General features: G+C 68.1%; 3 protein-coding genes and 1 pseudogene. 2 read left to right on the top strand and 2 right to left on the bottom strand.

Annotated features, from left to right (window positions below; translation table 11 throughout):
• Positions 1-26 precede the first annotated feature (26 nt).
• Positions 27-716 (bottom strand): alpha/beta fold hydrolase, encoded by a 690-nt coding sequence (locus AOK08_RS37155; RefSeq protein WP_055534316.1) that lies wholly within the window; start codon positions 714-716, stop codon positions 27-29.
• An 87-nt stretch (positions 717-803) separates the two neighbouring features.
• Between AOK08_RS37155 and AOK08_RS49010 the strand changes: the two are divergent.
• Both AOK08_RS49010 and AOK08_RS37160 read left to right on the top strand, forming a co-directional pair.
• Positions 804-1,121, top strand: a pseudogene (locus AOK08_RS49010) (transposase family protein); the annotation flags it as partial.
• A 53-nt stretch (positions 1,122-1,174) separates the two neighbouring features.
• Complete coding sequence (locus AOK08_RS37160; protein ID WP_055534317.1) at positions 1,175-1,822, top strand: ISAs1 family transposase; 648 nt, start codon at positions 1,175-1,177, stop codon at positions 1,820-1,822.
• Positions 1,823-1,863: 41 nt separating this feature from the next.
• Here the strand turns inward: AOK08_RS37160 and AOK08_RS37165 are convergent, their stop codons facing one another.
• Positions 1,864-2,583, bottom strand: coding sequence for an IS6 family transposase (locus tag AOK08_RS37165; protein WP_055534318.1), 720 nt, complete (start codon positions 2,581-2,583; stop codon positions 1,864-1,866).
• Positions 2,584-2,648 lie beyond the last annotated feature (65 nt).

The raw sequence follows: 2,648 nt of genomic DNA on the forward strand, positions 1-2,648 counted from the left end.
CCCAACAACGTGACAGCGCCGGCCGATTACAGCTCGGCACGGTACGCCTCCAGGCGGTCGGCCAGTTCCTTCGGGTGGCCGAGCATGGGGCAGTGATCGCCGGGCATTTCGTCCGGTTGGGAACCAAGGCGCTCGGCGACCATCATCCGCATGAACTCGGGCGGGAAGAAGCGGTCGTCGGACGACAGCAGGAACCTGGTCGGCACGTTGGGCCATGCATCGAGCGGCCACGGCTTCCCGAACGGGGTCGGCGCCTGGTTCCGCTGGTGCTCGGCCACGAACTCGGCGGCCAGGTCGGCCGGCGTGTCATGCAGCACCAGGGAGAGCGTGTCTTCCTCCGTGCCATTGATGACGCCTCTCCGGCGATCGGCCTCCTCGCGTGCCGGGCCGTAACCGGTGTTGTCCCACCATTGGCCCGGTGATTCGCCCGGCGTCGGGACCTGGGCCTGGAGCATCACGAGCAGGTCCGCCGACACCCGATCGCACACCAGCGGCCCGGTGAAACCACCGAACGAGTGGGCGACGACAACGAGATCGGTGCGTTCGCCGATCGCCTTGACCACCGTGTCCGTGTACTCCGCGAGCCCAGCCGACTCGTCATCGCACGGTAGGTCCGGTGCGACCACGTCGTGGCCCCGGTCGCTCAACTCGGCAGCCAGCGGGCCCCAGTACCACGAATCGACCGCCGCGCCATGGATCAGTACGTACGTCGCCATGGAGAGATCCTCTCGCATCGCGCGAAACGCCCGAGTGGAAATGACGAACGCGCCCCCTGATGATCAAGGTTCTCGAAGCCAAGGATCATGAACAGGGGTCGCGCTCGCGTGCCGTCTTCCCTGATCGACTCCCTCGCGCGCCACCGCGAGGACGTCGACCTCCCATGCGCACCTGCCGACATCCCCGACCTGCACACCCTGGCCGAGGTGCTGGACGAGGTGCCCGACCCACGCCGGGTCCGCGGCCGCCGCTACCGGATCGGCTCCCTGCTCGCCCTGTGCCCGGTCGCCGTCCTCGGCGGAGCCAAGTCGGTGACCGCCGTCGCCCGCTTCGCCGCCGACAGCAACGCCGACCTGCGCGAACGCCTCGGACTCACCTCCGCGACACCGAACACCACCACCCTGGGGCGGCTACTGGCCCGCCTGGACGGTGACGCCCTGGACGACGCCGTGGGCGCGTGGCTCGCTCGCTACGCCACCGAACCATCGACGAGAGGGGCGACGCCCTGGCCGGTCTCGCCATCGACGGCAAAGCCGTGCGCGGGTCGCGAACCGACGACAGCAAGGCCGTCTACCTCCTCGCTTCCGCCCTGCACGCTTCGCAGACCGTCATCGCCCAGCGCCAGATCCAGGCGAAGAGCAACGAAATCACCGCTTTCGCCCCGCTGCTGGAGCGCATCGACCTGCACGGCGTGGTTGTCACGGCCGACGCGATGCACACCCAGCGCGGCCACGCCGAACACGTCATCACCGCCGGCGGTCACTACCTGCTGGTCGTCAAGGGCAACCAGAAGAAGCTCCGCAGGCAACTCAAGAAGCTGCCCTGGCGCGAGATCCCCCTGCAGAACCGCACCACCGCCGGCGGCCACGGCCGCCGCGAAGTCCGCCGGCTCAAGGTCTGCACCGTCGAACCCGGCCTGCTGTTCCCCCACGCCGTCCAGGCCATCGAGATCAAACGGCGCAGGACCAACCGCAGGACCAACCGCAAGACCGGCAAGGTTCAGACGAAGACCGTCTACGCCGTCACCAGCCTGACCCCGGACCAGGCAAACCCGGCCCAGCTCGCCGAACGGCGCTGTCACGTTGTTGGGTGGGTAGGTGTCTGATGGTGCGTCGTGGTGTGGTGCAGCCCGATTGCGGGCTGTGCTCAGGCCGCGGTGGCGAGGCCGGCGACTCCGGTGATCTGGTCCCAGATGGTGAAGCGGACGGTCATTTCGGCGCGGTAGTCGTGTGCGGGCATCAGGTGGCGGCTGGGTCGGAAGTGGGGTGAGATGCCGCTGAACGCGGACAGGAACCGCTGGGCCCCGCCTGCGGAGCGGAAGCCTTTCATCGCCCGTTCGCGCTGTCTGGTGGGCTGGTGGCTGTTCTCGGCCCGGTTGTTCAGGCCCTTGTGGGAGCGGTGCTCGACGGAGGGCATGACCTCGCGGTGGGCGGCGCCGTAGGAGCGGAGCTTGTCGGTGACGATCACCCGCGGCACCGCACCGGTCTTCTTCATCAGGCGGCGGAAGAAACGCCTGGCCGCGGCCTTGTCCCGGCGGTTCTGCACCAGGATGTCCAGCACGTTGCCGTCCTGGTCGACGGCCCGCCACAGGTACTTCTGTTCTCCATTGATCTTGATGAAGACCTCGTCCAGGTGCCACTTGTCCCCAGGCCGGGGCTGCCGGCGGCGCAGTGCACTCGCGTACCGCTGCGCGAACTTCACACACCACCGCCGCACCGACTCATAGGAGACGGTCACGCCGCGCTCGAACATCAGCTCCTCGACCTCGCGGAACGACAACGGGAAGCGGTGATACAGCCACACACAGTGGGAGATGACCTCGACCGGGTACCGGTGCCCCTTGTACGACAGCGACGCGCTCCCCACGGACGACCCTTCCCAGGCTGATCAACCCGAAGATCATCCCACCGGTCAGCCAACGTGACAGTGCC

The organism is Streptomyces graminilatus (assembly GCF_001418565.1).
In the GTDB taxonomy this organism is placed as follows: domain Bacteria; phylum Actinomycetota; class Actinomycetes; order Streptomycetales; family Streptomycetaceae; genus Streptomyces; species Streptomyces graminilatus.